The following is a 25196-nucleotide window of genomic DNA, read 5'->3' as shown; positions in this document are numbered from 1 at the left end:
GAGTTCATCGCCGACCGGCGCAGCCCCCCCCGGGCCCCCGCCCCCCGGCCCCGCCCGCCCGGGGGGCCGGGGCGGCGTCCGGCGCGGGGGGGGGGCCCCCCCGCGGCTGACGGACGACGGCCGGGCCGCGCGGGGGAGGGATCAGCCGTTCGCCGCGTACTCCCAGAAGGCGCGCATCAGCGGCGGCGGGGTCGGGCCGCCCAGCTCCAGCTGGGTCAGCAGGATCGAGACGGCGCCGGTCGACGGCACGAGGTGCGCGGCCGTACCGGTGCCGCCGACCCAGCCGTAGCGGCCCGGCACGTTCCACGGATCGCGCACCCGCACGTCGACCGACCCGCCGAAGCCCCAGCCCTGCCCCTCCAGGAACAGCTCGCCCCCGGCGCGCTGGGCCGGAGTCAGCCAATCGGTGGTCATCATGCGCACCGACTCCGGCGACAACAGCCGGCCGCTACCCGCTGGCAGGGTCCCTCCGGCGAGGAGCATCCGCGCGAAGGCGTACCAGTCGTCGACGGTCGAGACCAGCCCGCCCGCGGCGGACGGGAACGCCGGCTCACGGCTCCACTGGCCGTCGCGGGCGTCCACCGGCTCCAACGCCCCGCTCCCGTCGGCGGCCGCCCGGTACTGCTCGGTGAAGCGGCCCAGCGAAGCCGCCGGCACCGCGAACCCGGTGTCGACCATGCCCAGCGGGGCGAAGACCCGCTCGTCCAGGAAACGGGCCAGGGGCTGCCCCGCGACGCGGGCGATCAGTACGCCCAGGATGTCCGAGCAGGTGTTGTAGAGCCAGGCCTCACCCGGCTGGTGCAGCAGCGGGATCCCGGACAGCGCCTCGATCCAGGCGTCCGGCGCCGCGACGCGCTGCGGCTGCGGGGGTCCCTGGAGCAGCTCGCTGAAGAGCAGGCCGACCGCGGGGAGCGAGAAGTCCGCCGGGAAGCCGTACCCGGCGCGGAAGGTCAGCAGGTCGGACAGGGTGATCGGGCGGCGCGCGGGCACCACGTCGTCGACGGGGCCCGACGGCGTACGGACGACCACCCGGTCGGCCAGCTCCGGCAGCCAGGGCGTGACCGGAGCGTCCAGCGCGAGCGCGCCCTCCTCGACCAGCAACAGGGCCGCCGCGGCGGTGATCGGCTTGGTCAGCGAGGCGATGCGGAAGATGGTGTCCCGGGCCATCGGGGCGCCGCCCCGGGCATCGCAGGACCCCACGGCCGCCACCTCGACCGCGTCCCCGCGGGCCACCAGCGCCACCGCGCCCGGCAGCGTCCCCGCGTCCACCGGCGGTTCCAGGATCCCGCGCAGACCGGTCATGTCCCCACACTCCCCACTCGCGATGCTCCGACCGGGCGCGCTCCCGCGGCCGGCCCCTCGGAGGGGGGACTCCCGGGGCCGCCCGAACTCATCGCCGGACCGTGCCTAGCGCATGTCCATGCCCGGGTCGTCGATGCGGCTCTCCTGTTCGCTCTGCTCCTGGAGCCGCCGGGCCTTGTCCTGGAGCCGTTTGCGGTCCTGCGGGTCGGCGGCGCGCTCGGCCGCCTCGTTCAGTTCCTGCGCCTTGGCGCGCATCTGCCCGGCCCGGCCGCCGGGCTCGCCTGCAACGCTCATGATCACTCCTCGGATCGGTGGGGAGAGCGGGCGCAATCAGCGAAGCAGCAGTGCGGCGCGTCCGCATCCCGGGACGCGGGTCGCGTCACGGAGCGTGCCCGGCCCCGGCCCTGCGGGGCCACCGCGGACCCGGCCCCGCCGGTGTTCGGGGCGCCCCCGGAGGGGTCGTCGGGCACCGCGAAAGACCCGTCCGAGGGAGACGGGCTAGAAGGGGCCCATGCGCAGCTGCGCCCAGGTCTCGGCGCCGACGATCCCGTCCGGGGTCAGCCCGCGCTGCCGCTGGAAGCGACGCGTGGCGTCGGCGGTCGCCTCGCCGAAGGCGCCCTCCGCCTCGGCATCCGACCAGGACACCGGCACGCCCCAGAAGTCCAGCAGGCACTGGGCCTCGCGGACCGTCGCGCCCCGGCTGCCCTGCCGCACGGTGGGGGGCGTGGTGCGGACGTCCCAGCCGCACTGCACACCGGTCACCGGCCAGTCCGTGCGCGGGCCGCCCTCGGCGGCCGCCCCGACGGTTGCGGTGGGCGCCGCGGCGGCGGTCCCGGCGGCGAGCAGCCCGGCGGCGGGCAGCAGGGCGAGGGCGAGCGCGGCGAGCGCGGCGGACGCGGTGGCGCGGCCAAGAGCCTTCATGGGATTCCCGTTCCTCGTGCGTCGGACATGCCGATCGGACGTGATCAGCGCACGTGATCAGCGGACGCGATCACCGGACGGCCAGCGTAGGTGCCGGTCGGGCCGCTCCCGCCCGCGCCGATCCCGGAATGCCGAGAATGGCCTGATCCGATATCCGGAGTGTCAACTTCCCATATCGGACTGATACGTTCCGCGAGTTGATCTTGCCGGTCGCCCCCCGTGCGGCGCCGGCGATCCCCTCGCGCAAGGAATCCCACATTGGTCCGCCAGCCGTCACACCGTCATGCCGCGCCGTTCACCCGCGTCGCGCTGCCCGTCCTGCCCGCGCTCCTGCTGGCCCTGCTGCCCGCCCTCCCGGCGGCCGCCGCCGAGACACCGCACCTGGACTCCGTCGAACGCACGCTCCGCCAGGTCAGCCCCGGCCTCGAAGGCCGTGTGTGGGAGCGCACCGCGGGCAACAGCCTCGACGCGTCCACCCCGGGCGGCGGGGACTGGCTCCTGCAGACCCCCGGCTGCTGGGGCGACGCCACCTGCACCGAGCGCCCCGGGACCCGGCGGCTGCTCGACAAGATGACCGAGAACATCTCCCGGGCCCAGCACACCGTGGACATATCCACCTTGGCGCCGTTTCCCAACGGGGCCTTCCAGGACGCCGTCGTCGCGGGCCTCAAGGCCTCGGCGGCGGCCGGGAACAAGCTCACCGTCCGCGTGCTCGTCGGCGCGGCCCCGGTCTACCACCTCAACGTCGTGCCGTCGAAGTACCGCGACGACCTGGTGGGCAAGCTCGGCGCCGACGCGCCGAACGTCACGCTCAACGTCGCCTCGATGACCACCTCCAAGACCGGGTTGTCCTGGAACCACTCCAAACTCCTCGTGGTCGACGGCCAGTCGGTCGTCACCGGTGGCATCAACGGCTGGAAGGACGACTACCTCGACACCGCCCACCCGGTGACCGACGTCGACCTCGCGCTCAACGGCCCCGCCGCCGCGTCCGCGGGGAAGTACCTGGACGAGCTGTGGTCCTGGACCTGCCAGAACAAGGGCAACATCGTCAGCGTCTGGTTCGCCTCCTCCAACGGCGCCGGGTGCCTGCCCGCGTTGGCGCGAGCGGAGCCGCGTACGCCCGCGGGCGGTGACGTCCCGGTGATCGCCGTCGGCGGACTCGGCGTGGGGATCCGGCGCAACGACCCGACCTCGTCCTTCCAGCCCACCCTGCCCACCGCGGCCGACACCAAGTGCGTCGTCGGCCTGCACGACAGCACCAACGCCGACCGCGACTACGACACGGTCAACCCGGAGGAGAGCGCGCTGCGCACGCTCATCTCCAGTGCGGGCGCGCACATCGAGATCTCGCAGCAGGACCTCAACGCGACCTGCCCGCCCCTGCCCCGCTACGACATCCGGACGTACGACGCCCTCGCCGCGCGCCTGGCCGCGGGCGTCAAGGTGCGGATCGTCGTGAGCGACCCCGCCAACCGCGGCGCCGTGGGCAGCGGCGGCTACTCGCAGATCAAGTCCCTCTCCGAGATCAGCGACACGCTCCGCGACCGCCTCGCGCGGGTCACCGGCGACCAGGCCCGCGCCAAGGCCGTGATGTGCTCCGGACTCCAGCTCGCCACCTTCCGCAGCGCGGCCGACCCGACCTGGGCGGACGGGCGTCCGTACGCCCTGCACCACAAGCTCGTCTCCGTCGACGACGCCGCCTTCTACATCGGGTCGAAGAACCTCTACCCCGCCTGGCTCCAGGACTTCGGCTACGTGGTGGAGAGCCCCGCCGCGGCCGAGCAGTTGCGCGCGCAGCTCCTCGCGCCGCAGTGGCAGTACTCCAGGGCGACCGCCACGGTCGACTACGAGCAGGGCATCTGTCGCTGATATCAGGACATTCGGCGCCACGGTCGACATGCAGGGGCATGGCCACAGCTTCGGCCATGCCCCCGCTGTCGTCGGGGGGCGCCGCGGGGGCGCGGAACGGGATCCGGCAGGACCGGCCGCTCGCGGTCCGGTACGTCGATCCGCTCGCCGAGCCGTTCGCGCCAGCCGGGCGGCGGAGCGACGACCGGCGCGGGCCGTAGGGAATGTGCCACGGGCAGCTGCTCGCCCTCGACGGGTGCAGGGCACACCTTGTTGAGTCGTGCCGCGCCGGGAGGCCGCGTGCCGGGCCCGCGATCGGCGGAGCGGTCCGCGGCGGACCGGCGCCCTGCCCGGCATTTGCCCATTGAGCTACTTGAGGAGCATTCATGAGCACGGTTCGTTCTGCTTTCGCCCTCGGTGCGGCCGCGTTCGCGGTCACGGCGGCGCTCGTCACTCCGGCATCGGCGGCGGCGGACCCGGGGGCCGCGCCCAAGCCCGCGAAGTTCTGCACCTACGTCGTCGACACCGGCCAGGGCGGTTGTTTCGGGACCAGGGCGCAGGCCGCCGAGTTGGGCGCGAACGCCGAGTACAAGGACCTCGGCAAGATCTGGAGCGACGCCAACTCGGGCGGCAGCGAATTCACCTTCCGCGGCAGCGTGGGCTGCAACTGGCGCTACCCGGAGTTCAACAGCCTCTCCAAGTGGGGCTGGAACGACATCGTCAGCTCGGTCGAGGGGGTCACCTGCCCGATCACCCTGTGGGAGCACGGGGACTTCCGCGGCGCCCACCAGACGTACTACGGCTACAACGCCTACGTGGGTGACGGCATGAACGACAAGGCCTCCTCGGTCAGCTTCGACCTGCGCTGATCGCGCGGTGCGCCGCGGACCCCGGGTGGGGGACGCGGCGCACCGTGGGGCGGGGGCTCAGTGGAACAGCATGGAGGCGCCGCCGGCCGCCGTGGTGACCGAGCCGGGGCACAGGAAGCTCCCCGAGGTCTTGGTCGCGGTGAAGGCCTGGTTGAGGTACTTGCGGGTGGCGCCGTCGCGGTTCCACACGATGTTGGTGGCCTTGTACCGGCAGGAGATGAAGCTCTGCTTGCCGGTGATGTCGATCGCGTCGGTCCTCGCGACGCCGCTCGCGTCGTCGAAGGCGAAGGCGGGGTTGTTGTTGAGGTTCGCGGTGATGCCACCCGTACAGGACAGGTTGCCGCCGGGCGTGTTGATGGTGGTGCGGTCGACCGTCAGCGCGGCGGGGGGATTCGCGCTCGTCTTGGCATTGGTCCAGGTGCAGGTGTTGCCCGCGACCACGATCACGCCGTCGGCCCGCTGATCGGCGGTGGGGCCGAGGGCGACCGCCGCCGAGGATCCGGCGAGGACCGTGGCGGCGGCCAGGGCGGTCAGGCCCGTCCATTTCCTGATGCTCATCATGTGCTCCTCATTGTCATGTCCTCGTGGGGGTGGACCGACGCGCCGTGGAACGTCCCACAAGGACCTTGAAATGTCAGGCCCATGTCAAGCAATTGGCCGAATGGCTCCCCCCGCGCGGCGACCGAAGGCGGCGTTGGCCTTCATGAGGAGCGGGATCAGCGCGTAGGCGGCCACGGGGACGACCACCGCGGTGAGGATCAGGGTCCGCAGGGGCAGGGGGAGGTCCGTCATGACCGGGCCGAGCAGGCCGAGGGCGAGGGTGATCGTGGGATAGACGGCCAGCCAGGTGATCAGTGCCCGACGGTGAGCGGAGGGCCCGGCCGGGGCGGCGGGCCCGGTGCGGTCGGGGGTGGTGGCGGACGGGGTGGTGGGCGGGGTGGGTGTGGTGTCGGACATGGGTCTCTCCTGGTCGGGGCGGCGGCGAGCGGCTGGAATCCTGATCTCCAACCAACTGGTTGGAGTCTTGCGCATGATCCATTCCATCTCCAACCGGAAGGTTGGAGATGGGCTAGGATTCGGCCCATGGCCTGGGACACTGCGCGCACCAAACAGCTCCTGCTCGACGCCGCGGTCGAGGAGTTCGCCGAGCACGGCCCCGAGGGCGCCCGGATCGCCCGCGTCGCGACCCGGGCGGGCGTCAACAAAGAGCGCATCTACCAGTACTTCGGCGGCAAGGAGAAGCTGTTCGTCGCCGTCCTGGAGGCGGAACTGCGCAAACTCGCCGCCGCGGTGCCGCTGGCGCCGGAGCAGGCCGAGGACCTCGGCGACTATGCGGGCCGGATCTTCGACTACCACCAGCGGCACCCGCACTTCGTCCGGCTGCTGGCCTGGGAAGGGCTCCAGTGCCAGGACCGGGTGGCCGCCCAGTGCGAACGCACCGACCACTACGACGAGAAGATCGCGGCCATCGCCGCCGCGCAGCGGGCCGGGGCGGTCACCGATGGCGTTGCCCCCGGCCAGATCATGCACAGCGTGATCTCGCTGACCGTCTCCTGGTTCAACCTGCCCCAGCTCTCCCGCATGCTCGTCCCCGGCGTCGCGGACGGGGGCGCCGCCGCGCAGCGCGCGGCCCTGGTCGACGCGGTCCGCCGCCTGACGGCCTGACGGCTCGACGGCTCGACGGTCCGCGGGTACCGGCCGGGTCGGCGATCATGGTCGAGACGCGGACGCGGACGCGCCGCGCGGGACCGGGGGGTACGCCTCCTGGGGTGGGCCGCCTACGCGCTGCCGCACCGTCACGCGACCGTCGACGAGGACGGCGTCTCCCTGCGCAACGCCGGCCGGACGCGCCGGTTCGCCTGGGCCGAGGTCCATGACGTCCGCGTCGTCACGTACGCCTCCGTCTCCTGCGCGTGTTCCTGGCCGACCGGCGGGCGGCCGCCGGTTTTCCGGCCCCGCCGGGGTTCGCGCACGGCATCCCCGCGGAGGCCGACCTCGGCGCGTCGCGCCGGTTCCTCGCCGGTTGGGAGGGCGTCACCGTGATCACGGTCATGTCCGTCGTCCTGGTCATGGCCGCGGTCGTGGGACTCACCATCGCCGGGGTCGGCAGCGGGTACATCCACCTCTGACCCGGACCGGCCCGGCGTCGGCGCCCGCGTCAGACGGTGACGACGGACTTGCCGCGCACGCGGTGCTCCGACAGGCTCCGCACGGCCTCGGGTGCCTCGCTCAGCGGGTACGTCCGGTCCAGGGCCGGTGTCAGTCGGCCGTCCCCGACGAAACCGGCGAGCACGTCGAGGTCCTCGTACCGCTCCGCCGCGGCCATCGGGCGCAGTCGCTGGCCGACGAAGGGGGACAGCAGCACGGCCCGGAGCAGTCGGCCCATCCCGCCCGACCAGCGGCCCCCGGCCTCGTTGCCCACCAGGACGAGCGTCCCCCGGGGCGTGAGGAGCCGCCGCAGCCGGGCCACGGGCCTGCCGCCCGCGATGTCGAGGACGAGGTCGTAGCGGTCCGGCGCCCCGCCCGCCGCGCCCGTGCCCGTCCCCGCGCCGATCTCCGTGCGCGTGTAGTCGATCACGTGGTCCGCGCCGAGCGAGCGGACCAGGTCGGTCTTGGCGGTCCCGCACACCCCGGTGACCTCGGCGCCGTACGCCTTGGCGAGCTGGACGGCGTACGACCCCACGCCTCCGGAGGCCCCGATGACCAGCACCTTCTGCCCTGCCCGGAGGCCCCCGCTGTCGCGCAGGGCCTGGAGGGCGGTGAGCCCGGACACCGGCAGCGCGGCGGCCTGCTCGAAGCTCAAGGAGGTCGGCTTCAGGGCGAGTTTGGCCTGCGGCGCGCAGGCGTACTCGGCGAAGGCGCCCTTGCCCATGCCGAACACCTCGTCGCCCGGCCGCAAGCGCGTCACGTTCGCGCCGACCGCCTCCACCGTGCCCGCGAGGTCCATGCCGGGTATGCGGTACTTGGGGCGCCGCAGCCCGTAGCCCATCAGCCGGATCAGGTACGGCGTCCCCGTCATCAGGTGCCAGACCCCGGCGTCGACCCCGGCCGCGCGCACCCGGACGAGGACGTCGTCGGCGCCGGGGACGGGCCGCTCGACGGCTGCGTCGAACCTCATCGCGTCGGCCGAGCCGTACGCGTCCTGGACGATGGCTCTCATGGCCCCTCGCTTCCCTCGTCGGTGGTGCCGTCGGTGTCGGTGTCGGTTCCGGCGTCCGTGCCGGTCCCGGACGCGTCGTCGTCCGGGTACTGGAAGACCGCGTCGAGCGGGACCCGGAAGGCGCGGGCGATCTGGAACGCCATCTGGAGCGAGGGGGAGTAGCGCCCCTTCTCGATGGCGATGACGGTCTGGCGCGTCACGCCGATCCGGTCCGCCAGCTCCGCCTGGGTCATCTCCCCGTGGGCGAACCGCAGGGCGCGGATGCTGTTGGTGACCTCCGTGGGCTTCACCATGCCTGGAAGCCCCGCCGGTAGGCGGCGATCTTGGCCATGGAGCCGAGGACCGCCGACAGGACGAAGGCCAGGTAGACGGCGTTGGCGATCCAGAAGTAGTCCAGCTCGGCCATCGCCATCAGGAGCGCGGCCACCGCGCCGATGACGACGAAGGACTGTCCGATGTGCTCGCCGAACCGGCTGATCTCCCGGTCGCGTTGGTCCGTGCGCCGGTCGCTCCGGGGGGAGCCGATGCCCAGGGCGATGTTGACCGCGATCGTCGCGGCGATCGAGCCGCCGATCGACCACAGCATCAGCGCGACGTACGGCACGTCCGTGGGGGAGCCGCCCCCCGCCCGGCCCAGCACCAGGGAGAGGTACACCGCGTACGCCGCGATTGCCACCAGCCCCATGGTCCAGGCGCGCTTCTCCTCGAACGACACGTGCGCCCTCCGTTTCCGTGTAAAGCATCTTTGACACGATGAACGTAAGGTCTGCTTGACCTCGTGTCAATGTTTCTTTACTTCATGCGGCGCGCGGGCGGATCGGGGCGCAGGTGTGACCCGCCCGGGTGACATGAGGGGCGTCGAGGTGGAACGGATCGTCCGGCGTGACTGTCTACCCTGACGCGCACCTGAAGCGGTGCGCCCCGGACCCGGGGGTCCGGCCCGGAACATCGCAGAGAGCAGTTCTGATCCGTGAGTCTGATGAGTAACGCGTTCCTGGTGACCATCCTGCTGGGTACGGTGCTGGTGTTCGCGGCAGGTGTGTGGCTGTGGCCGCGGCTCGCGCGGCGCAGCTGGCGGGCCGTGCTCGGCCGCGTCGGCCTGATCCTCACCGCGCAGGTGCTCGTGCTGGCCTCGGTCGGGCTGGTGGCGAACCGGACCTTCCTGCTGTACGCGGGGTGGGGCGACCTGTTCGCCGGACAGAAGACGGAGGCCGCCCAGCAGGGCGACGCCCTGCCCGGAGGCGTCGCGGTCAAGGTCCTCGGCCGGCAGAAGCCCGAGGTGCCCGGCGGCGCCGACCCGCGGTCGGCCGGGGTGATCGAGAAGGTCATGGTGAAGGGCGAGCGGTCCCGGCAGGGCGGCGAGGCGTACGTCTACCTGCCCCCGGAGTACTTCCAGAAGGGCAACGAGCACCGCAAGTTCCCGGCGGCGGTCGTCCTCACCGGCTACCCGGGCATGGCCGAGAACCTGGTGCGCAACCTGAAGTACCCGCGGACGGCGTGGACGCTGGCCAAGGAGAAGAAGATGCCGCCGACGATCCTGGTGATGATGCGGCCGACCGTCGTGCCCTTCAACTCGCAGTGCATCGACATCCCGGGCGGTCCGGCGACGGAGACCTTCTTCGGGACCGACCTTCCCCGGACGATCGCGGGGGCCTACCGGACCGGCACCCAGGCCCGCGACTGGGGCATCATGGGCGACTCCACCGGCGGGTACTGCGCGTTGAAGATGGGCCTCCAGCACCAGGAGACGTACTCCGTGGCGATCGGCCTGTCGGCCGACTACAAGCCCGAGGTGGACGCCCAGTCCGGCGACCTCTTCCACGGGGACAAGAAGCTGGAGAAGCGTTCCGACCTGATGACGAACCTGGAGAAGCTGCCGAAGGGCAAGTCCTCCTTCCTGGTCACCACCTCGCTCATCGGCGAGTCGAACCTCAAGCCGACGCGGGAGTTCGTCGAGAAGGCGAAGGACCGCGCGAACGTCTCGTCGATCACCCTCGACAGCGGCGGGCACGGCTTCAACACCTGGCGCCGGGAGATCCCGCCGGCGATGGAGTGGATGGGCGCCCGTCTGGGCAAGTGACCCCGCGCCTCCGGCCCCTGCCCCGGATCAGGGGCCGGGGCCGGAGCCCGAGGCGGAGGCGCGGAGGGTCTGGCGGACCGACCACAGGACCGAGACCAGCGGCACCGCCACCACCGCGCCCACCACCCCCGCGGCGATGGCCCCCGCGATCACCGACAGGGCCACCACCACCGGGTGCAGGCTCACGGCCCAGCTCATCACCAGCGGATGCAGCAGGTGCCCCTCGATCTGGCCGATGACCACGATCAGCACGACCACCAGTCCGGCGACCAGCGGCCCCTTGACGGCCAGCGCCACGACGGCGGCCACGGCCAGCGCCACCGGCGACCCGATCAGCGGGATGAAGGCGGCGAAGAACTCCAGCAGGGCGAGCGGCACCGCGAGCGGCACGCCCAGCAGGAGCAGCGCGACGCACACCAGCACGGCGTTGGTGGCGGCCACCAGCACGATGCCGTGGGTGTACCCGGTGAAGGTCCGCCACGCCGCCCGGCCCGCGTCCCCGAGCCGCTGGCGCGCGTCGACCGGGAACTGGGCGCAGAACCACGCCCACTGCCGGTCGCCCGAGTGGATGAAGAAGACCGAGCAGAAGAGGGCCAGGGCGATCACCGTCAGCGCCTGCACCAGCCTCCCCGCGCCGGTCACGGCGGTGTCGAGCAGCGTGGAGCGATGGCTGGAGAGGTACGAACCGATCCGGGCCTGCAGGTCGCTGAGCGCGTGCGGATCCAGCCGGAACGGTGCCCGCTCCAACCACGGTTCGATCCGTGCCAGCCCGTCCCGGAACTCCGCGATCAGATCGGTCCACTGGCTGGCCACCGTCTCGCCGACGAACGCCAGCGCGCCGAGGACCAGCACGATGGAGCCGATCAGGGCGCAGGCCACCGCCAGCGGCCGCGGTATCCACCGGGCCAGCAGGTCGGTCGGCGGTCGCAGGAGCGCCGTCGCGACGAGCCCGAGGAAGACGGCGAGCCCGATCTCGTGGAAGCGCCCGAGCACCACGAAGACGCCGTAGGCCACGGCGGCCACGACCAGCAGCCGCCACGCGTAGGCGGCGGCCGTGCGCAGCACGGGCGACACGCGCGCCGCCCCCGCCGGGTAGGTCCGGTACCGCGCGGGCAGCGCGGACATCCGCGGCCGCCCGCGCCGTCCGGCGGCACGGCGGGATGTGCGCGTCGAGCGCGCCGTGCCGCGCGGGGACGCGGGGGGCTGCCGCTGCCGGTGATCCGCCATGAGGTCATCAAAGGGCCGCCGCCCCGCCGCCGCCTCACGGGCGGGTCCGGCCGTTGGCCCCAATGGCCCCCTACGCTCGCGCGCCGCACGGCCGCGGTGTCCGCTGGAAGGGTGAACCGCGCACCCGGTGCCCGCTGGTGGGCCGACCTGCCCCCGGCGGCGGGCGCCGCCGTCATGGCCGCGGGCATCATCTCGGTCGGCCTGCGCCTGACCGGCCACGGCGCGGCGTCGCTCGTCGCGCTGGCCGTCGCCGGAGCCCTGTGGTGCGTACTCGCCGCCGACTTCGCGATCCGGCTGCTCGCCGACCGCGGCCGCTTCCGGTCCGAGGCCGACACTCCGGCGGCGCTCACCGCCGTCGCCGCCACCACGGTGCTCGGCGCCCGGCTGTCCACGCTGGGCTGGCGACCGGCCGCCGCCGCCCTGTTGGCGCTGGCCGTGCTGCTCTGGCCGGGGCTGATGCTCGCGGTCCTGCGCCACCGGCGCCGGGGCGAGAGCGGGGTGGGTTTCCTCGTCTGCGTCGCCACCCAGGGAGTGGCCGTCCTGGCGGCCGTGGTCGCCGCCGACAGCGGCCGGGACTGGCTCGCGCGGGCGGCGCTCGGCGCGTTCTGCCTCGGGCTGCTCCTGTACGTCGAGGCCCTGGTGCGGTTCGACTTCCGCGAGGTGCTGCACGGCGCGGGCGACCAGTGGGTGGCGGGCGGCGCGCTCGCCATCTGCGCCCTCGCCGGTTCCGCGCTCACGGCGTCACCCGTATGGGGAGGCGGGGCGCACGCCGCCCTGCGTACCGCCACCGTGGTGACGCTCGCCCTCTCGCTCGGCTGGTACGTCGTCCTGCTGGCCGCCGAAGCGCTGCGGCCGCGCCCGCGCTACGACATCCGGCGCTGGGCCACCGTGTTCCCGCTCGGCATGACCGCCGCGTCCTGCCTCTCGGCGGCCGGTCCGACCGGCGTGGGGTGGCTGCGCCCGCTCGGCGAGATCCTGCTCTGGATCGCGCTGGCGGCCTGGCTGCTGACCTTCACGGCCCTGGTCAGGACCCACCCCGGGGTCGGGCGCGACCGCTGATCGGCGCCGCCGGTCCCCGCGCCGCGGGTCCGGCGCACCTCGTCGGTGCACCGGACCACCGGCCGGGCCGGGCGCTCGGGCCGGGCGGCCCGGCCGGTCAGAGGGACATGTCGCGGGCGCGCCCGGGGCCCTCGACACCGGCCCGGCCGAACTGCTCGTCCAGGACCGACAGCCGACGCCAGTACTCGTCCTCGTCGATCTCGCCGGTGGCGAACCGCCGGCCGATGATCACGATGGGGGAGTTCTCGCCGTAGGGGACACGAGCGGCGGCCGCCCAGGGGGCACGGCCACCGCGCCGCCCGCGCCAGACGGTGCGGCGCAGCACCGTGACCACGGTGAAGATCACGGCCGCCCAGATCAGCGGGAAGAACAGGATCCACGGGCCGGGCCCGTCGTACGCCAGGGTGTTCATCACGACTGCGCTCCTCGGAAGGGGGTTGATCCGTCACCCCGAGCCTCGCCCCGGGAGGGCGCTCCGGTCGTCGTACCCCCGGCGGCACCGCGCGTACCCCCGGGGGAGTACCCGGGCGGGCCGAACGACGCCCGCCGGAGGCGAGGGGTCGGGACGGCGCCGGGTCCGGGTCAGCCGAGCCAGCCGGGCCGGACCAGCCCCGACTCGTAGGCCAGGACGACCAGTTGTGCCCGGTCGCGGGCGCCCACCTTCACCATCGCCCGGCTGACGTGCGTCTTGGCCGTCAGCGGACTGACCACCAGGCGGCGGGCGATCTCCTCGTTGGAGAGCCCCATGCCCACCAGGGCCACCACCTCGCGCTCCCGTTGGGTCAGCCGGTGCAGTTCCCCGGCCGCGGCCGGGTCCTGCGGAGCCTTCGAGCGGGCCGCGAACTCCGCGATCAGACGGCGCGTCACGCCGGGGGAGAGCAGGGCGTCGCCCGCCACCACCGACCGTACGGCGCGCAGCAGTTCCTCCGGCTCGGTGTCCTTGACCAGGAACCCGCAGGCCCCGCCGCGGATCGCCTCGAAGACGTACTCGTCCAGCTCGAAGGTGGTCAGCATGACCACCTTGACGGCGGCCAGCGCGGGATCCCCGGTGATCGCACGGGTGGCGGCCAGTCCGTCGAGCACCGGCATCCGGATGTCCATCAGGGCGATGTCGGGGCGCAGGGCGCGCGCCATGGCGACGGCCTCGGCCCCGTCGGACGCCTCGCCGGCCACCTCGATGTCGGGCTGCGCGTCGAGCAGCGCCCGGAAACCGGCCCGTACGAGCTGTTGGTCGTCGGCGAGCAGCACCCGCACCGGAGGGGGCGGTGGGTGGTCCGCGCTCATCCCGTTCATGGGCCCCAGGCTACGGCTCGGGCGCCCGCCTCCCGTGACGTCGCCGCTCACGCCCGCGCCCCGTCCGGGTCCGCTCCCGGGTCCGCACCGGTGTCCCGGGGCAGCCGGGCCACGACCCGGAAGCCGCCGTCCGGTCGCGGTCCGGCCTCGATGGAGCCGCCCCGGTCCGCGGCCCGTTCGCGCATGCCGGTCAGCCCGTTGCCGCTGCCGCCCGGGTTCCCGCCCGTGGCCGGTCCGTCGTCGTCGATCCGGAGCTCCAGGGCGCCGGGCGGGCGGGTGACGCGGACCCGCGCCGTGCGGGAACCGGAATGCCGCACCACGTTCGTCAGCGCCTCCTGGACGATCCGGAACGCGGCCAGGTCCGTGCCCGGTGACAGGCCGCGACCGTCCGCGGCGCCCTCCAGGGAGACCGTGAGCCCGGCGGACGCTGCCTGGGCGAAGAGTTCGGGCAGCCGGTCGAGTCCGGGAGCGGGCGCACGGGGCGCCGCGCCCGGGGCGCGCAGGGTGTCCAGTACCTGGCGGACCTCGCCCAGGGCCTCCTTGCTGGCGGCCTTGATGGTGCGCAGCGCGGTACGGGCCTGCTCGGGATCGGAGTCCAACAGCGCCAGCCCCACCCCCGCCTGCACGTTGATCACGGAGATGCTGTGGGCCAGTACGTCGTGCAGTTCGCGGGCGATCCGCAGCCGCTCCTCGTCCGCCCGGCGCCGCTCGGCGACCGCCCGTTCGGCCCGTTCGCGGGCCCGCTGCTCCCGGCGCACGCGCACCACCTCGGACGCGGCGAGCAGGGCGAGTGCCCAGGCGATCACCGGGCCCTCGGCCGCCCACGGGGCGGGCCCGTCCCCGGCGGGCGGCAGCCACCGGTAGAGCCAGTGCGCGATCGCCAGGTGCCCCGCCCAGAGCAGCCCGACGGAGGCCCAGGCGGCGTACCGGCGCCCGGCGACCACGGCGGACAGGCAGGCGACGGCCACGCCGAAGAAGACCGGACCGTAGGGGTACCCGCCCGCCAGGTAGCCGAGCGTGACCGCGCAGACCCCGCCCACCACGGCGGCCGGGTAGCGGCGGCGCAGGACGAGCAGGAGCGGACCGAGGACCAGCAGGATCCGGCCGGGCCACCCCAGTGGCTCCCGGTCCGGTTGCAGGTGCTGCACCCAGCCCGTGCCCACCTGCGCGACCACGGCGACCAGCAGGGCGGTGCGCCAGGGCGGACCGGGCCGCGTCCGGGTCCCGGTCCGCCGTGCCCCGCGCTCCCGCCGCGTCCCGCGCTCCCGCCGTTCCTCCATGCGGCCACGCTAGAGGGCCGCACCGCCCCGCGTCGTCCGCCGGGCGGTGCGGGCGGGCGTACTCCCCGCGTAGTACGCGCGGTACGTCAGCAGGTGAACGTGACGAGGCGGAAGCTCGCGTAGTGGTCCGCGGTGTAGTAGTCCTCGTCCGTCTGCTGTCCGGTGATGATCCGGCGGGCGCCGCGGGTCGGCGAGCCCGGGGTGACGACCGTGTACTCGTGGTAGTACCCGGTGGCGTGGCCGGGCAGCAGCCGCTCCCGGTTCTGGAAGACGACACCGTCCTGGGAGTACGGGAAGGGACCGCCCGCGTCGATGAGGTCGAGGGTGTGGTGGGCCTGGGACGGCAGGGCCGAGTAGCAGACGGTGCCCACCGCCGTGACGGGGGCGGCGGATACGGAGCCGGGCGCGGTGGACCCGAGGGACGCGGGCGACGCGGTGGCGACGGCCGAGGCGGTCGGCGCGACGAGCAGGGCGAGGCAGGCGGCGGTGACGCCACCGAGGGCGGCCAGGCGCGGGGGGATTCTCATGCGCCCATCGTGGCGCTCGCGCGGATACCGTCGTCAACATCAACTCCCTTGATTTCCAGGCCTGTTCACCGGCGGGTCGACGGTCGGAGGGCAAGTGTCCCCGGAGCTTCGGCGGGAGGACACCCGGCGAGCCCTGACCGTCGGACCGCGGGGAGCGGGTCGCTGCCGGACGCGGGGGGAGACGGAGGGGTGCACAAGCGTTTACCGTGGGGGGTGAACGCTTGTGCACCCCCCCGCTTCGGGGACCAGTGTCTGGAGCCCCATGCCCGCCGTGCAGCCCGAGCCCGAGCCCGAACCCGCCCTCGCATCCGATCCCGCGTCCGCGTCCGCGTCCGCGTCGGCGTCCGCGTCCGCGTCGGCGCCGGACCTCCGGTCCGTCTCGCGCCTGACCGTCCCCGTGCTCGCCTTCTGCGGCGCGGTCGTCGCGGTGATGCAGACCCTGGTGGTGCCGCTCCTCCCGCACGTCCCCGACCTCACCGGGGCGACGCCCGGCGCGGCCGGTTGGCTCGTCACGATCACCCTGCTGACCGGGGCGGTCTTCACGCCCGTACTCGGTCGTGCCGGTGACATGTACGGGAAGCGGCGCGTGCTCCTCGCCTCGCTCGGCGTGCTCTCCGCCGGATCCGTGCTGTGCGCGCTCACCTCCGCCATCGGCGTCCTGATCGCGGGCCGCGCCCTCCAGGGGGCCGCGCTCGCCGTCATCCCGCTCGGCATCAGCATCATCCGCGACGAACTCCCGGCCGAGCGGATCCTGCCGTCCATCGCCCTCATGAGCTCGACCCTCGGCATCGGCGCCGCGATAGGGCTCCCCGTGGCGGCCGTCGTCGTCGAGAACTTCGACTGGCACACCATGTTCTGGGCCTCCGCCGCCCTGGGCGTGCTCGACGTCGTCCTCGTCCTGTGCTTCGTGCCGGAATCCCCCCTGCGCACACCGGGCCGCTTCGACGTCATCGGTACCCTCGGGCTCGCCGTCACCCTGGTGGGGGCGCTGCTCGCGATCACCCAGGGGGCGGACTGGGGCTGGGCCTCGGCGCGCACGCTCGGGCTGCTCGGCGGCTCGCTGCTGGTCGGGCTGCTGTGGGGGCGCTACGAGCTGCGGACCGCTTCCCCGATGGTCGACCTGCGGGTCTCGGCCCGACCGGCGGTGCTGCTGACCAACGTGGCCGGACTGCTCATCGGCTTCGCCTTCTACGCGAACTCCCTGGTCACCGCCCAGATGGTGCAGGAGCCCACGAGCACGGGCTACGGCCTGGGCGCCTCCATCGTGGTCAGCGGAATGTGCCTGCTGCCCGGCGGCCTGGCGATGGTGGCCCTGTCCCCCGTCTCGGCGCGGATCTCCGCCGCGTACGGCCCCCGGACGGCCCTCGCCCTGGCCGCCGCCGTGATGGCGCTCGGATACGTCGTCCGCTTCTTCACCAGCCACAGCCTCGGGCTGATCGTGGCCGGCGCCACGGTCGTCGCCTCCGGCACCGCGATCGCGTACTCCGCGCTCCCGGCGCTGGTCATGCGGGCCGTGCCGGTGAGCGAGACCGGCGCCGCGAACGGGCTGAACACCCTGATGCGTTCGGTCGGTCAGGCGTGCTGCAGCGCGGTGGTGGCCGCGGTACTGGCGCACGTCACCTTCACCGTCGGCGGGCGCAGCGCCCCCACCCTGCACGCCTACCTGCTGATCTTCCTCATCGCGGCCGGCGCCGCGCTGGCCGCCCTGGTGGTGACCCTCTTCCTGCCCTCGGCGCGCCCCGGCGGCCCGGCGGGTAACGTCGCGGTGACGACTGCTGCGCCCGCCGCCCGGGAGACCATGACATGAGCGCGATCGAGGACCCCGTCACCGCGCCCGTCGCGGGGGCCGACGGCGAGGGGGAGGGCGCCGGGGCGGGGACCGGTCGTGACGCCATCGTGCGGGCCGCCCGCCGCGCCTTCACCCTGCGCCCGTACGCCGAGGTCACCCTGCGCGGCATCGCCGCCGACGCGGGGGTCAGCCCGTCGCTGATCGTCAAACGGTTCGGCAGCAAGGAGCGCCTGTTCAACACGGTCGCCGATTTCCGCCCGGCCGCGGACGCCCTCTTCGCCGGGGCCCCGGACGCGCTCGGCCGCCACCTCGTCCTGACCATGGTCCGGCTGCGCGACGAGCTGCGCGGCGACCCGCTGCTGCGGGTGGTCTTCTCCCTCGGGAACGACGACGAGCGCACCCTGCTGCGCGAGCGCTTCCGCGAGCAGGTCACCGGCCGACTGGCCGACTCCCTCGCCGGTCGGGACCGGGAGCTGCGCGCCGAGCTGATCGCCGGTCAACTGCTGGGGCTGGGCGCCACCCTGAGCCTGCACCGACCCGACGGCGCGGGCGCCCGTACGCCGCCGGAGCGGCTCGCGGAGCTGTACGCGCCCGGACTCCAGCGGCTGATCGACGGCGGGGCCTGACGGTCGGGCCCGGCGTGGCGCCCGGGCCCGCCGCCCTCCCGCTCACTCGAAGCGGCTGGGGTCGCCCGCTCCGCGGCGCACGATCTCCGCCTCGCCGCTGGAGAAGTCGATGACCGTGGTCGGCTGCGTCCCGCACTCGCCCGAGTCGACGACGATGTCGACGACGTGGTCGAGACGGTCCTTGATCTCCCAACCCTGGGTCATCGGATCGGGCTCGTCCGGCAGGAGCAGCGTGCTCGACAGCAGCGGCTCGCCGAGTTCGGCGAGCAGCGCCTGGGTGACGACGTGGTCGGGGATGCGGACACCGACCGTCTTCTTCTTGGGGTGCTGGAGCTGGCGCGGCACCTCCTTCGTCGCCGGGAGGATGAAGGTGTAGCTGCCCGGAGTGGCCGCCTTGATCGCGCGGAAGACGTCGTTGTCGACGTAGACGAACTGGCCCAGCTGCGCGAAGTTCTGGCACACCAGGGTGAAGTGGTGGCGGTCGTCGAGCTGGCGGATCGAACGGATCCGACCGACGCCGGCCTGGTTGCCCAGCTGGACGCCCAGCGCGTAGCAGGAGTCCGTGGGGTACGCGACGAGCTGGCCCGCGCGGATGCCGTCGGCGACGCTGCTGATCGTGCGCTGCTGGGGGTTTTCGGGGTGTACATCGAAATACTTCGCCATCCGCCGAGCGTACGTGATCAGCGGCGCCCCGCACCCCGCTGAGCGCCGGTGGCCGTGCGTTCGGGTCCCCGCCCGTGCGGGACGGAGTAAATCGAGCAGATGTTCGGATCGCGCGGTACGCTCGACACATGCGCGGCCTCCACGGACTCCAGGGTTCCCTCTTCGACCAGAGCGACGAAACGGCGCTCGGCCCGCTCGCCGGCCTGCGGCGCACCGTGCTCGGGGCCGGAGCCTGGGTCGACCACCTGCCCGGTTGGCTGACCGGGGCGGACGCCCTGTTCGAACGGCTGGCCGCCGACGTGCCCTGGAAGGCCGAGCGGCGGCAGATGTACGACCGCGAGGTGGAGGTGCCGCGGCTGCTCGCCTTCTACCGGGCCGACGACCCGCTGCCCCACCCCGTGCTCGTCGCGGCCCGGGAGGCGCTGGGCCGGTACTACGCCACCGAGCTCGGCGAACCCTTCGTCACCGCCGGTCTGTGCCTCTACCGGGACGGTCGCGACAGCGTCGCCTGGCACGGGGACCGCAACGGGCGCTCCGCGACCGAGGACACCATGGTCGCGATCGTCTCCGTCGGCGACCCGCGGGACCTCGCGGTCCGCCCCCGCGACGGCGGTGCGACCCTGCTGCGGCTGCCCCTGGGCCACGGCGACCTCGTGGTCATGGGCGGTTCCTGCCAGCGGACGATGGAGCACGCGATCCCGAAGACCGCCCGCGCCGTCGGCCCCCGGATCAGCATCCAGTTCCGCACCCGCGGGGTGCGGTGACGGCGTCGGGGCGGGTGCTCGCGTCCAACGGGTGGAAGCCCCCCTCGCCGGGGCGCCGGGGCGGGCAGGATCATCACCACGAGCACCACACCGCACCGGTTCCCGCACCCGAGAGGCTCCCGTGACGAACGTCGACGTCCCCGGCTCCAAGTCCATCACCGCGAGGGCGCTGTTCCTCGCCGCCGCAGCCGAGGGGACCACCACACTGCTGCGCCCGCTGCACTCGGACGACACCGAAGGCTTCGCGGAGGGCCTGACGGCCCTGGGCTACCGCGTCGAACGGCAGCCGGGGGCCTGGACCATCGAGGGGCGCCCCAACGGACCGGCGTCGGCCGAGGCCGACGTGTACTGCCGCGACGGCGCCACCACCGCCCGGTTCCTGCCCACGCTGGTGGCCGCCGCCGCCCGGGGCGAGTACCGCTTCGACGCCTCCGCCCAGATGCGCCGCCGCCCCGTGGCCCCGCTGACCCGGGCGCTGCGGGAGCTGGGGGTCGCCGTACGGCACGGCGACGTCGAGGGGCACCACCCGCTGACCGTCACCGCGCGAGGGGTCAAGGGCGGCGAACTCACCCTGGACGCCGGGGAGTCCTCGCAGTACCTGACCGCCCTGCTGATGCTCGGCCCGCTGACGGAGGCGGGCCTGCGGATCACCGTCACCCGGCTGGTCTCGGAGCCGTACGTCGACATCACCACCACCATGATGCGGGCCTTCGGGGTGGAGGTCGGGCGCGAGGGCACCGACGGGGGCCGGATCTACACCGTGCCGCCCGGCGGGTACCGGGCCGCCGCCTACCCCGTCGAGCCGGACGCCTCGACCGCGAGCTACTTCTTCGCGGCGGCCGCCCTCACCGGCCGGGAGGTCACCGTGCCCGGCCTCGGCCGCGACGCCCTCCAGGGAGACCTGCGCTTCGTCGAGGTCCTGGAGCGCATGGGCGCCGCCGTGCGGATGACGGGCGACCGGACGACCGTGACCGGCACCGGTGAACTGCGCGGCCTGAGCGTCAACATGCGGGACATCTCCGACACGATGCCCACGCTGGCGGCCATCGCGCCCTTCGCCTCGGGACCTGTGCGCATCGAGGACGTCTACAACACCCGGGTCAAGGAGTGCGACCGCTTGGAGGCCTGCGCGCAGAACCTGCGGAGCCTGGGCATCGACGTCGCCACCGGGCGGGACTGGATCGAGATCAGCCCGGGCGCACCCCGGCCCGCACGGATCACCACCCACGGGGACCACCGGATGGTGATGTCCTTCGCCGTGACCGCGCTGCGCACGCCCGGCATCACCTTCGACGACCCCGGTTGCGTGCGCAAGACCTTCCCGGAGTTCCACACCGCCTTCGCGGCGCTCCGCGCGGGCTGGGCCGAAGCGCCCGGGCGGGGGTAGGCGGCCGCCGCGGGGGAGCGCCCGGATCCTTTGCCCTACGGTCGACCGGCGGCCGGTCCGTCGCGGATAGCGTCGAGGACATCCAACGACCTCGACGGGAACGGCCGGTGACCCGGCCGGGCCGATGGGAGAAGTGTGCCGTGAGCCTGATCAACCTGATCGACACCGCGACGGACCTCGACGACGCGTGGAGTTCACGCGTCGTCGGGGAGGTGGGCGCCGCCCGCGTGAAGGTCCTGCGGATGGACGGGCTGCCCGTCGAGGTGGAGCGTCACGAGGAGCCCGAAGCCCTGCTCGTCCTCGACGGGCACCTCGCGCTCGACGTCGACGGCCGCTCGGTGACGGTGGCGCCCGGCGAGGTCTACGTGGTCCCGGCCGGCACGCCCCACGCGGTCCGCCCCGGCAGCCGGGGCACCCTCGTGATCGTCGAGACCGGCGCGGGCCTCAGCTGATGCGGAAGCCCGGGGTCGGGAGGTCGCGGTGGAAGGTCAGGCGGTCCCACGTGGGGTACGCGAGGTCGGTGACCGTCAACAGCAGCCCCGCGGCGTCGTGCAGGGTGCGGCGCACGGACAGGCCGCTGGCCGCGGTGGCGGCCGACGGGTGCGTGGTGCGGGTCATCGTGATCGTCTCGGCGGTCCGGGCGGTCGTCGCGATGTGCTCCAACCACCGGTGCAGCGGCCCCAGGTCCTCGTCGCGGGGCGCGGTGGCCGCCCGGTCGCGGTAGCCCGCCAGCTCCGGGGTCCCGGCGACGACGGCCGGACAGAGGTACGTCACGGCGTGGTGCAGGGTCTCGCCCGAGGGGCCGAGGGTGCGGTGGTGGTGCACCAGGGTGCGTTCGCCGCCGCCCATGGAGAGCAGGGCGGCGAGCGAGGGCGCCACGGTGACGTGCGTCAGCCAGTTCTGGCTCGGGGCGGCGGGAGGCGTCCGGCGCGCGGGGCGGGCGGGCGGTTGGACCGCCGTCACCGACCGGGTGCCGCGGCGGCCGGTCACGATCAGGCCGTCCTCGCGCAGGTGTTGCAGGGCGGCGCGGACGGTCTGGCGGTTCACCTGGTAGCGGGCGGCCAGGACGCGCTCGGAGGGCAGCTTGGCGCCGGGGGTGCGGGCGGTGCGCTCCAGTTCCTGCCGCAGCGCTGCCGCGATCCGCTGGTACTTGGGCATGACGGCGGGGCCGTCACCCCGCGAAGGGGAGGGCATGGCTTCTCCTCGGACGGGTGGTCAAGGACTGCGCGGTCTGCTGAACCAACGTAGCAGTGGTCTATACCTTTCGGTGAGTAGGTGTTCGGCAACCGAACGGGTTTGGCCGGAACGGAACCCAGGGCGCCGCCCCGGGGATAGCGTGGTGGCGGCCTCGACCCGGGCCCGCTCGCGGCCCCGGTCCCGGAGCGCGAGGGGGCAGGACAGTGGTGGACACGGACCACGGCACGGCGGCGGAGTTCGCCCGCTTCTACCGCACGCACACCGCACGGCTCGTCGCGTTCCTGCTGGTGCGGGGCGCCGCCCCGGACGCCGCCGCGCGGCTCGCCCAGGACGCGATGGCCGCGGCCGGGGAGTGGACGGCCGTCGACGCCGCCGCACCGGAGCCGCCGGACGGCCCCGCCCCCGGCCGTGACCGCGCGGGGGAGTTGCGGGCGTGGACCCACCGGGTCGCCCTCGCGGGACTGGAGCGACCGGCGCCCCCGGACCCGGCCGGGGCGGCCGGGTCCGCGCCCCCGGCCGGTGGGCCGATGGCCCCCGCGGCGCGGGAGGCGGCGGCCCACGGCGGATGGCGGGCCCTCGCCGACCGGTTGGCCGGTCTCGAACCGCGCCGCCGCCGGGTGATCGCGCTGACGACGGTCGGGTGCGCACCGGGCGCGATCGGCTACGAGCTGCTCCTGCCGACGGGCAAGGTCCATCGGACCCTGCGGTCCGTGGCGCGGCTGCTGGGGGAACCGACCGAGGACGCGCTGACCGCCCGGCTCGCCGCCGCGCTGGACGAGCTGGCCGCCGCGCTCGACGGCGTCCTCGACCTGGACGCGGGGTTGGCCGAACTCGCGGGCCGCGGCGGCGCGGGTTTCCCCGGGGCCTGGGGGCTCGACCCGCGGCTCCCGGTCCCGCGCTGGGCCGCCCCCGCTCCACCCGCCCCCGCCCCCACCCGTGCTCCGGGACCCGGCCGCGAGGTCGAGGCGCCGCTGCGCGCCTACGCCGCGCGACTGGCCGGGTGCGACGGGGCCCACCGGGCCGCCGTGCGCGGCCACCTGCCCGCGGCCGAGCTGGCCGCCGTACGCCTGGGCGCGCTCTTCGCCTTCCACACCGACCGGTTCCGCAAGGACGCCGAGGCCTCCTGGTACCGGGACTCCGGGGTCGACTTCCCCGCCGTCGACGCCCGGGCCTTCGCCGACGCGCTGACCCGGGACGTCACCAGGGCCCGCGCCGCCTTCGACGCGGTGTCCGGACCCGGCGCCGCGGCCCCGCGCCGGGCGGGCGGCCTCGCGTCATGGCTCGCGCACGACGAGCCCGGCTCGATCGAGGTCTCCTACGGGGGCATCGAGCTGGCCGTCGCCCTGGCGGAGTTCCGCGCCGGAGCCCTCGCCGGGGCGCTGCGCACCCTGTCCCCGTCCGGCGCGCCCGACGACGGCGCCCTCTACCGCGCGTTGGCGCGGGTCGAGCCGCCGGTCCGGCTGTCCATCGGCCGGTTGCGGCACCTCGAGGCCGACCTCTCCCTGGCCGAATCGACCCTGCCCGAGGGCTACTACGTCGACATGACCCGCGACTTCGCCGCCGACGACGCGCTCAACCAGGACCTGATCCACGGCCTGGACGCGATCGAGCGGACCCTCGCGGAGGCCGCCCCCGACGACCGGGAGGCACCCGCGGCGCAGGGGGACCCGCGCCCGGGCCGACGCGGGGGCGGGCGGACGTAGGGTGGGCGGCATGTCGCAGAACGCAGGGGTCACAGGAGTCGCGGGAGCCGCACCGGACGGAGAGCCGCGACAGGACGGCGCTCCCGACGGCGTGGACACCGCCCGGGTCGTCTACGGATGCATGGCGCTCGGCGGCAGTTGGGGCCCGGACCCCTACCGCCCCGCGGACGTCGACCAGGCCGAGGCGGTGATCGAAGCGGCGCTGGAGAGCGGGATCAGCGTCTTCGACCACGCCGACATCTACAGCCGGGGGAAGGCGGAAGCCGTCTTCGGCGAGGTGCTGAGCCGCACGCCGGGCCTGCGCGAACGCGTCACCCTCCAGACCAAGTGCGGCATCCGGCTGGCCGACGGGGACCGCCCCGGCCGCTACGACCTGCGCGCCGCGACCATCCGGCAGCGCGTCGAGGAGAGCCTCGGCCGCCTGCGCACCGACGTCATCGACGTCCTGCTCCTGCACCGCCCCGACCCCCTGGCCGACGCCGAGGAGGTCGCCGGGGCGCTCACCTCGCTCCGACGGCAGGGACTCGTCCGCGGCTTCGGCGTGTCGAACATGAGCGCCGCTCAGATCGCCGCCCTCCAGGCCCACCTCGACTTCCCCCTCGTCGTCAACCAGCTGGAGATGAGTCTGGACCGGCGCGACTGGGTGGAGGACGGCGTCCTCGTCAACACCGCCGCCGCCGCGGGGAACGGCTTCCCCACCGGGACGCTCGAGTACTGCCGGGCCCACGACGTCCGCCTCCAGGCGTGGGGCGCCCTGGCCCAGGGCCGTTTCACCGGGCGGCAGGAGACCGAGGAGCAGCACGCGACGGCGCGCCTCGTCCGCGCGCTCGCCGAGGCGAAGGGCACCACGCCGGAGACCGTCGTGCTCTGGTGGCTGCAACGCCACCCGGCCCGGATCGCCCCGGTCGTGGGCACGGGGCGCCCGGAGCGGATCCGTGCCTGCCGCGACGCCGCGCGACGGGAGCCCGACCTCTCCCACGACGAGTGGTACGACCTGTGGCTCACGGCCCGGGGCGCCCCGCTGCCGTAGCGCTAAGGGGACGTCTGCGCGGCGGTGAGGCCGCTCTCGCCGCCCCAGGTGAAGGTGAGCCCGCCCGCACGCGCCGCGTGTTCGAGCTGGCTCTGCAGGACGCTCATGGCGATGCTGGCGGCCTGTAGGCCGTCCACGCCGTGGATCTCGTAGACGATCGAATCGTCGATCCCCTCGATCCGGCAGGGGCAGATCCAGTCCCCGTCGGGATCGCCCTCCGGGCGCGGGGCGCCGAGCTGGAGCGAGACGGTGAAGGGCGCGCCGCTCTCGGGCACCGCCTCCAGCGTGCGGTGGGCGATGACGGGGCCGAGGGTGTCGCTGTCGGGCATGGTCGCTCCTGTGATCCGCATCCGGGCCGTCGGTTCGCGGAGCCCGGAGGTATGTCTGGAGGTGCTCGGGGTCGGGGCGGGCGGCCGCGGGCCCCCCGGGCCGCGGCCCGTCTCCCGACAAACCGGATATATGGTTTCC

Annotated in this window: 29 protein-coding genes and 1 pseudogene; 14 read left to right on the top strand and 16 right to left on the bottom strand. The window is 74.2% G+C overall.

What is annotated here, in order from left to right:
* Positions 1-141 precede the first annotated feature (141 nt).
* The 3 genes from ACFWAR_RS02830 to ACFWAR_RS02820 form a co-directional block, all read right to left on the bottom strand.
* On the bottom strand, positions 142-1302 hold the full coding sequence (locus ACFWAR_RS02830) for a serine hydrolase domain-containing protein (RefSeq protein ID WP_385772485.1): 1161 nt from the start codon (positions 1300-1302) through the stop codon (positions 142-144).
* 105 nt (positions 1303-1407) lie between these two features.
* Positions 1408-1596 carry a DUF6381 family protein gene (locus ACFWAR_RS02825; protein ID WP_385772484.1) on the bottom strand — a complete coding sequence of 63 codons (189 nt, stop codon included), beginning with the start codon at positions 1594-1596 and terminating at the stop codon, positions 1408-1410.
* A gap of 204 nt (positions 1597-1800) precedes the next feature.
* Positions 1801-2223, bottom strand: a complete 423-nt coding sequence (locus ACFWAR_RS02820; RefSeq protein WP_385772483.1) for a peptidoglycan-binding protein — start codon at positions 2221-2223, stop codon at positions 1801-1803.
* Between the two features lie 258 nt (positions 2224-2481).
* On the opposite strand from ACFWAR_RS02820, the gene ACFWAR_RS02815 reads away from it, so the two are divergent.
* Both ACFWAR_RS02815 and ACFWAR_RS02810 read left to right on the top strand, forming a co-directional pair.
* Positions 2482-4095, top strand: coding sequence for a phospholipase (locus tag ACFWAR_RS02815; protein ID WP_385772482.1), 1614 nt, complete (start codon positions 2482-2484; stop codon positions 4093-4095).
* Between the two features lie 365 nt (positions 4096-4460).
* Entirely contained in the window at positions 4461-4943 is a 483-nt protein-coding gene (locus ACFWAR_RS02810; RefSeq protein ID WP_385772481.1) for a hypothetical protein, read from the top strand.
* A 57-nt stretch (positions 4944-5000) separates the two neighbouring features.
* On the opposite strand, the gene ACFWAR_RS02805 is transcribed toward ACFWAR_RS02810, so the two are convergent.
* Positions 5001-5501: a hypothetical protein gene (locus ACFWAR_RS02805; RefSeq protein ID WP_385772480.1), complete on the bottom strand. Its 501-nt coding sequence runs from the start codon at positions 5499-5501 to the stop codon at positions 5001-5003.
* Between the two features lie 87 nt (positions 5502-5588).
* Positions 5589-5900 carry a hypothetical protein gene (locus ACFWAR_RS02800; protein ID WP_385772479.1) on the bottom strand — a complete coding sequence of 104 codons (312 nt, stop codon included), beginning with the start codon at positions 5898-5900 and terminating at the stop codon, positions 5589-5591.
* A 126-nt stretch (positions 5901-6026) separates the two neighbouring features.
* Here ACFWAR_RS02800 and ACFWAR_RS02795 point away from each other — a divergent pair, with 126 nt between their 5' ends.
* From ACFWAR_RS02795 to ACFWAR_RS02785, 3 genes and pseudogenes are all read left to right on the top strand, one after another.
* A complete protein-coding gene (locus tag ACFWAR_RS02795; RefSeq protein ID WP_385772478.1) occupies positions 6027-6608 on the top strand; it encodes a TetR family transcriptional regulator in 582 nt (193 codons plus the stop codon).
* 99 nt (positions 6609-6707) lie between these two features.
* Positions 6708-6833: pseudogene (locus ACFWAR_RS02790) on the top strand (PH domain-containing protein); the annotation flags it as partial.
* A gap of 23 nt (positions 6834-6856) precedes the next feature.
* Positions 6857-7072: a hypothetical protein gene (locus ACFWAR_RS02785; RefSeq protein WP_385772477.1), complete on the top strand. Its 216-nt coding sequence runs from the start codon at positions 6857-6859 to the stop codon at positions 7070-7072.
* A 29-nt stretch (positions 7073-7101) separates the two neighbouring features.
* Here ACFWAR_RS02785 and ACFWAR_RS02780 read toward each other — a convergent pair whose 3' ends face one another.
* The 3 genes from ACFWAR_RS02780 to ACFWAR_RS02770 are packed head-to-tail and all read right to left on the bottom strand — an operon-like array spanning position 7102 to position 8818.
* Positions 7102-8103 carry an NAD(P)-dependent alcohol dehydrogenase gene (locus ACFWAR_RS02780; protein WP_385772476.1) on the bottom strand — a complete coding sequence of 334 codons (1002 nt, stop codon included), beginning with the start codon at positions 8101-8103 and terminating at the stop codon, positions 7102-7104.
* A complete protein-coding gene (locus tag ACFWAR_RS02775; protein ID WP_385772475.1) occupies positions 8100-8396 on the bottom strand; it encodes a helix-turn-helix transcriptional regulator in 297 nt (98 codons plus the stop codon). The genes ACFWAR_RS02780 and ACFWAR_RS02775 overlap by 4 nt, the downstream gene beginning before the upstream one ends.
* Complete coding sequence (locus tag ACFWAR_RS02770; protein ID WP_385772474.1) at positions 8390-8818, bottom strand: hypothetical protein; 429 nt, start codon at positions 8816-8818, stop codon at positions 8390-8392. The genes ACFWAR_RS02775 and ACFWAR_RS02770 overlap by 7 nt, the downstream gene beginning before the upstream one ends.
* 255 nt (positions 8819-9073) lie before the next feature.
* On the opposite strand from ACFWAR_RS02770, the gene ACFWAR_RS02765 reads away from it, so the two are divergent.
* Entirely contained in the window at positions 9074-10183 is a 1110-nt protein-coding gene (locus tag ACFWAR_RS02765; RefSeq protein ID WP_385772473.1) for an alpha/beta hydrolase, read from the top strand.
* Positions 10184-10210: 27 nt separating this feature from the next.
* Here ACFWAR_RS02765 and ACFWAR_RS02760 read toward each other — a convergent pair whose 3' ends face one another.
* Complete coding sequence (locus ACFWAR_RS02760; protein WP_385772472.1) at positions 10211-11308, bottom strand: AI-2E family transporter; 1098 nt, start codon at positions 11306-11308, stop codon at positions 10211-10213.
* Positions 11309-11521: 213 nt separating this feature from the next.
* Between ACFWAR_RS02760 and ACFWAR_RS02755 the strand changes: the two genes are divergently transcribed.
* Positions 11522-12469 carry a tellurite resistance/C4-dicarboxylate transporter family protein gene (locus ACFWAR_RS02755; RefSeq protein WP_385772471.1) on the top strand — a complete coding sequence of 316 codons (948 nt, stop codon included), beginning with the start codon at positions 11522-11524 and terminating at the stop codon, positions 12467-12469.
* 97 nt (positions 12470-12566) lie between these two features.
* Here ACFWAR_RS02755 and ACFWAR_RS02750 read toward each other — a convergent pair whose 3' ends face one another.
* The 4 genes from ACFWAR_RS02750 to ACFWAR_RS02735 form a co-directional block, all read right to left on the bottom strand.
* Positions 12567-12881, bottom strand: a complete 315-nt coding sequence (locus tag ACFWAR_RS02750; protein WP_385772579.1) for an SHOCT domain-containing protein — start codon at positions 12879-12881, stop codon at positions 12567-12569.
* A 170-nt stretch (positions 12882-13051) separates the two neighbouring features.
* Positions 13052-13762 carry a response regulator gene (locus tag ACFWAR_RS02745; RefSeq protein WP_385772470.1) on the bottom strand — a complete coding sequence of 237 codons (711 nt, stop codon included), beginning with the start codon at positions 13760-13762 and terminating at the stop codon, positions 13052-13054.
* A gap of 47 nt (positions 13763-13809) precedes the next feature.
* Positions 13810-15042 carry a sensor histidine kinase gene (locus ACFWAR_RS02740; protein ID WP_385772469.1) on the bottom strand — a complete coding sequence of 411 codons (1233 nt, stop codon included), beginning with the start codon at positions 15040-15042 and terminating at the stop codon, positions 13810-13812.
* Positions 15043-15128: 86 nt separating this feature from the next.
* Positions 15129-15569, bottom strand: coding sequence for a ribonuclease domain-containing protein (locus tag ACFWAR_RS02735; RefSeq protein WP_385772468.1), 441 nt, complete (start codon positions 15567-15569; stop codon positions 15129-15131).
* Positions 15570-15831: 262 nt separating this feature from the next.
* Between ACFWAR_RS02735 and ACFWAR_RS02730 the strand changes: the two genes are divergently transcribed.
* Both ACFWAR_RS02730 and ACFWAR_RS02725 read left to right on the top strand, forming a co-directional pair.
* Positions 15832-17376, top strand: coding sequence for an MFS transporter (locus ACFWAR_RS02730; protein ID WP_385772467.1), 1545 nt, complete (start codon positions 15832-15834; stop codon positions 17374-17376).
* A complete protein-coding gene (locus tag ACFWAR_RS02725; RefSeq protein WP_385772466.1) occupies positions 17373-17984 on the top strand; it encodes a TetR family transcriptional regulator in 612 nt (203 codons plus the stop codon). Before ACFWAR_RS02730 ends, ACFWAR_RS02725 begins: the two co-directional genes overlap by 4 nt.
* Before the next feature lie 42 nt (positions 17985-18026).
* Here ACFWAR_RS02725 and ACFWAR_RS02720 read toward each other — a convergent pair whose 3' ends face one another.
* The gene (locus tag ACFWAR_RS02720; RefSeq protein WP_385772465.1) at positions 18027-18647 is read right to left on the bottom strand and encodes an L-threonylcarbamoyladenylate synthase; all 621 of its coding nucleotides are present in this window, start codon (positions 18645-18647) and stop codon (positions 18027-18029) included.
* A 128-nt stretch (positions 18648-18775) separates the two neighbouring features.
* Here ACFWAR_RS02720 and ACFWAR_RS02715 point away from each other — a divergent pair, with 128 nt between their 5' ends.
* The 3 genes from ACFWAR_RS02715 to ACFWAR_RS02705 all read left to right on the top strand — a co-directional run bounded on the left by ACFWAR_RS02715 (position 18776) and on the right by ACFWAR_RS02705 (position 21250).
* The gene (locus ACFWAR_RS02715; protein WP_385772464.1) at positions 18776-19411 is read left to right on the top strand and encodes an alpha-ketoglutarate-dependent dioxygenase AlkB; all 636 of its coding nucleotides are present in this window, start codon (positions 18776-18778) and stop codon (positions 19409-19411) included.
* A gap of 121 nt (positions 19412-19532) precedes the next feature.
* Entirely contained in the window at positions 19533-20798 is a 1266-nt protein-coding gene (gene aroA, locus ACFWAR_RS02710) for a 3-phosphoshikimate 1-carboxyvinyltransferase (protein ID WP_385772463.1), read from the top strand.
* A 140-nt stretch (positions 20799-20938) separates the two neighbouring features.
* Positions 20939-21250 (top strand): cupin domain-containing protein, encoded by a 312-nt coding sequence (locus tag ACFWAR_RS02705; protein WP_385772462.1) that lies wholly within the window; start codon positions 20939-20941, stop codon positions 21248-21250.
* Here the strand turns inward: ACFWAR_RS02705 and ACFWAR_RS02700 are convergent.
* On the bottom strand, positions 21243-21992 hold the full coding sequence (locus tag ACFWAR_RS02700) for a GntR family transcriptional regulator (RefSeq protein WP_385772461.1): 750 nt from the start codon (positions 21990-21992) through the stop codon (positions 21243-21245). The two genes, ACFWAR_RS02705 and ACFWAR_RS02700, sit on opposite strands and share 8 nt — an antisense overlap.
* Before the next feature lie 209 nt (positions 21993-22201).
* Here ACFWAR_RS02700 and ACFWAR_RS02695 point away from each other — a divergent pair, with 209 nt between their 5' ends.
* Positions 22202-23698, top strand: a complete 1497-nt coding sequence (locus ACFWAR_RS02695; RefSeq protein WP_385772460.1) for a hypothetical protein — start codon at positions 22202-22204, stop codon at positions 23696-23698.
* A gap of 10 nt (positions 23699-23708) precedes the next feature.
* Positions 23709-24728, top strand: a complete 1020-nt coding sequence (locus tag ACFWAR_RS02690; protein WP_385772459.1) for an aldo/keto reductase family oxidoreductase — start codon at positions 23709-23711, stop codon at positions 24726-24728.
* A 2-nt stretch (positions 24729-24730) separates the two neighbouring features.
* Here the strand turns inward: ACFWAR_RS02690 and ACFWAR_RS02685 are convergent, their stop codons facing one another.
* Positions 24731-25057: a DUF6968 family protein gene (locus ACFWAR_RS02685; RefSeq protein WP_385772458.1), complete on the bottom strand. Its 327-nt coding sequence runs from the start codon at positions 25055-25057 to the stop codon at positions 24731-24733.
* Positions 25058-25196: the final 139 nt, after the last annotated feature.

The organism is Streptomyces sp. NPDC059917, from assembly GCF_042730635.1.
Taxonomy (GTDB): Bacteria; Actinomycetota; Actinomycetes; order Streptomycetales; family Streptomycetaceae; genus Streptomyces.
This window is presented reverse-complemented; position numbering and strand designations above follow the sequence as displayed.